Annotated in this window: 3 protein-coding genes; all 3 read right to left on the bottom strand. The window is 39.3% G+C overall.

The window, feature by feature from the left end:
• On the bottom strand, positions 1-1227 hold a 1227-nt coding region (locus IQ229_RS17365; protein ID WP_194045836.1), incomplete at its 3' end, for a dynamin-like GTPase family protein.
• Between the two features lie 214 nt (positions 1228-1441).
• A complete protein-coding gene (locus IQ229_RS17360; RefSeq protein ID WP_194045834.1) occupies positions 1442-2425 on the bottom strand; it encodes a polysaccharide deacetylase family protein in 984 nt (327 codons plus the stop codon).
• 471 nt (positions 2426-2896) lie between these two features.
• A complete protein-coding gene (locus IQ229_RS17355; protein ID WP_194045828.1) occupies positions 2897-3781 on the bottom strand; it encodes an aspartoacylase in 885 nt (294 codons plus the stop codon).
• Positions 3782-3812: the final 31 nt, after the last annotated feature.

The following is a 3812-nucleotide window of genomic DNA, read 5'->3' as shown; positions in this document are numbered from 1 at the left end:
TCCCCAATCTCCCAGAATTCGCACATAATTTTGATTTGGAGTTTCAAAGCCGTTCACAGAAACACGGAATTTACTGGAAGATAGCTTTCCTGAATTTACACAGTAGTTGTTAAACGCATAGACAAATTGTGGAGTTTCTTCTTTACCATCTAAACCTTTAATACTTTCTGCAAAAACAGAATCTAAACCAAATCTATCTTGTGGGCTTGTTTGTTTAATCTGACTGCCATAAAATCCTAATAATCCACTGGTTTTATAAACCTTCCTGGAATTGGCAAATTGCCCACTAATCAAATCGTCTAATCGTTGCCGTAGCTGAGTATTATACCAAGTTTCATCGATCCGGTTGAAGACATAGAAAACGCGATCGCGTACTCCTCCATTCTCCCGCATTAATTCTAAAAGTTCCGTTTCTTCTTTTGTCATGTCACCCGCCGAAGCAGGTTTTAGCACGCATACCACCGCCGAAGTATCAGGATGTTGAATTTTGGCATAAGTTAGCTGTGCGTCTTTCTCTACTGGCGCATCTATCCCAGGTGTGTCAATAATTACATTACCATCTTGTAGCAAAGGATGATTACAGTAATATTCTATTCGCTTCAACACTGCACTATTACTACCACGACGGGCATATCCAGCCGCTTCCTTGAGATTGGAAAAGTTAAATTGCTCCATTGAGTATGTAGCATTATTAACCGTGTTGATGCGATCGCTATTCGCTATATATCCCTCTAGCAACAACATTAACGCCTTCGCCTGTTTTGCACGTTCTGATTGACTCTCACCACCCTCCTGCTGAATAATCGCTTCAGAACCTTGACGTAGCAGGTTAATTACCTCAGCTTGATTAATATTAGGTACTGTTTTAAATCCTAGTTGCTGACATAAAGAAACTGCTTGTTCTCGAATCTCTGCTTCACTTAAAAACGTCAAAACAACACGTTCTTTATCTACTTCTGCATACTCGATTTTGCATTCTGTACCTGTAGCGTGTCCCTCTGCACTGTAGAGTAATTCCCTTTCTAATAGTGCATTGATTAGCATTGATTTTCCAGCACTAAAAGCACCTGCAAATACAATTTCAAACTTCGGAGAAATTGCTTTACTTAAAGAAGTCCGTACAGATGTAATATCTTGGGAACGTAGCGTTGGTTCTTGTTGTAATAGTTGTAATATAAATTCAACTTGCTCTTTCAAATTTTGGCACTGAAGCGGTAAATCTGACATATTCAGCATCCTGACAATATTTCTCTATATATTAGTAAGATTTATTGTCTTGATGGTTCAGTAATTTTCCTGAGAATTATATGTGGTTTATCCCTGAAGATTTCTAATATAATACGCTTTAGTTAAAGATTATTGGTGTAGATAATTTGTTTTTCAAGACGCGATAAATCGCGTCTCTACATGAGTGTTTTGTTGCTCGTTAGGAATCGTATTTTTATCTCTTTTGAGGCACTAATACAGGCAGTTTACGTCCATCGGCTGCAAATTTAGCGTGTTGTCCAACAGTCAAAACATGAAACTGATTGGATATAATTTCTAAACTTTTGTTCACTATTGCCAGCTTTTTGTAGGTGGGAACACTCATACCAGGAAAGAATGAAAGTTCTGGTACATCCTCTTGACTTACAAAGTCTGTTGGGTGGAGTAGTAAAGAAGGCTGGACGCGTGTAACTTTACACAGCCACAGGGCAATTCGCAAGTAGAGTAAAGCCACCTCCGAAGAAAATGTACTCAGAAACATTATGTAACTGAAGTGAATTGGCACTTTAAAAACTGGCATAGTGGTAACGGGAATCTCAGTTAGCCTATCCTTATCTAGTTTCCACTGGTAAGGTTTTAGAGGCTGCAAACCCTCTTTAAAACCGCCAAACAGCGCTTCCCGTTTTTTACGTTCTTCCTTGCTCAATTTACAAGTTATTAAATAATATGCTCGTGCTATAGGCCCCAAAAATGTGGGAAAAGTCGAAGCATCATATTCGTATCCCCGTCGTGCTAAAACTTTCAATACTGCTGGAGAAAAACTGTATCCTGGCCCCCGAAAGCCGATAGGATGTTGATGAGTAACGCGTTTGATATGTTCTTCGGCGAGTGCCACCTCTTCTTCAATTTCATTCTCTGAATACAGATGTAGCCAAGGATCGTGATAGAATGAATGGTTGCCAATTTCGTGACCGGCGCTAGCGATCGCTTGTATTGCTTTGGTATTCTTTTCTAGCGCTGCATCTTGACCGACAATGAATACTGTGATTGTCAAATCCCATTGTTTGAGAATATCTAAGAAACGAGGCACTGCGATATCCAGGTAAGAAGGATAAGTCTCCCAACCTGGAGCGCCCTGATTTTTTAAATAAGACCAAATATTATCCAAATCTAAAGAAAGACTGGCTATTGGTTTGTTTCGTTTTTGCTTTGTTTTCATTATGAGTTAAATTATTTGGACAATTTTAAGCGTTAATTATAGTTTAAGGCTTGGACTTTATTGGTCAAGTTCCTAATGGCACTAAGTTAAGCTGAAGAGTATGCAGCGTAAGGATTGCAGAGGGGCAGGGGGGCAAGGGTGCAGAGGGGAATTTCTGAATATCCGAACGCAATACCTAAAACTTCTTCTTTCTCCCCTGCTCCTCTGCTCCTCTGCACCCCTGCTGCCTCAACGATTTTCCCTTTACAAGCGTGCCATTTGGTCAAGTTCCATAGTTCGATCGGGGCTGAGTTTAAGGGAAACCTCAAGCTAGAATATTTGCGGCTCCTAATTTTCAAAATAAAGAGTTACTTTAAGAGCAGCATTTCCTAACATAGCCCGTCATATCATGTCTGCTTGATTACTTATTAAACTCAATTTCTATCATTATTTTCAATCAAAAGCAATTATCCAAAAAATTTCTTCCACATCTTAGATATTAATTTGTCGCCTTTGGGTCAAACACATGGCAATTCCCTTTTCGTAGTAAGCTGCCTCATTAATAAAAATCGGCCAAACAGTAGATGCTCCCTCATAAACAATTGTTTTATCGTCAAAAGTTATAAAAATTGGATCTCCTGGGTTCAAGGCTTGATAATCTTTATCCTGAAGGTCTGGATGGATCATCCCAAAGATTGTACCATCTGGTTTTTTTGGGTAGTCTACAACTGATAAATGCTCATAGAGAATCAAGGTTTCGTTATTTGATGGAATTTTACCCTGGTTAAACTGTTCTAGATAGTCCAGAAGGGCGCGAACAAGTTCCTCTGTTTGTTGGAACAGCGTTGCTTTTAAAAGTCCTTGGGCAATTGGCCCAACCTCGAACGCAAAGCCTAATTCGCACAGAGAATTTACAAAGGGGTTTTCTGCAATTGATTTAAAAGAGCAGCGATAAACCCTAACTAAAGGATTAAGCTGGTTTAGATAAGCAGCCAATTTTAAGTTTAAGGGATGACTATTAACAAGAATAATTGTCAGACCCATATTAGCTGTACTGCTGTGCAAGTCTAAGATGAAATCGGCTTGTTTCTCCCCATTTGATACTAGGGTATCCTGAATTAATTTAGCTTGCAAATCTTCGTAACTATTCAAAGTCGGATCTTGTAAATCTTGCTTGAGAAAACAGCGATTTAAATCTTTCTCTACATATCGTCTTCCGGCGGCAAAAGCATGAGGATTTGCCAACAGAGTGACTGTCTTAAAATTCGATCTAGTAATTAAATCGGGAAACTGGGCAAATTTCTGGATTAGGTAGGCTCCTGTAAACTCATTGCCATGAGTTCCACCGACAATTGCAACTCGATTAATCTGGTTCATGAAGCATTCACTCTGCCAATGCGATCGCGAT

Origin of the sequence: Nostoc cf. edaphicum LEGE 07299 (genome assembly GCF_015207245.1) — a bacterium.
Lineage (GTDB): Bacteria > Cyanobacteriota > Cyanobacteriia > Cyanobacteriales > Nostocaceae > Nostoc > Nostoc edaphicum_B.
This window is presented reverse-complemented; position numbering and strand designations above follow the sequence as displayed.

Coding starts and splice junctions, on each gene's coding strand:
- IQ229_RS17360 (WP_194045834.1), bottom strand. CDS start 2,425: ATGAAAACAAAGCAAAAACGAAACAAACCAATAGCCAGTCTTTCTTTA.
- IQ229_RS17355 (WP_194045828.1), bottom strand. CDS start 3,781: ATGAACCAGATTAATCGAGTTGCAATTGTCGGTGGAACTCATGGCAAT.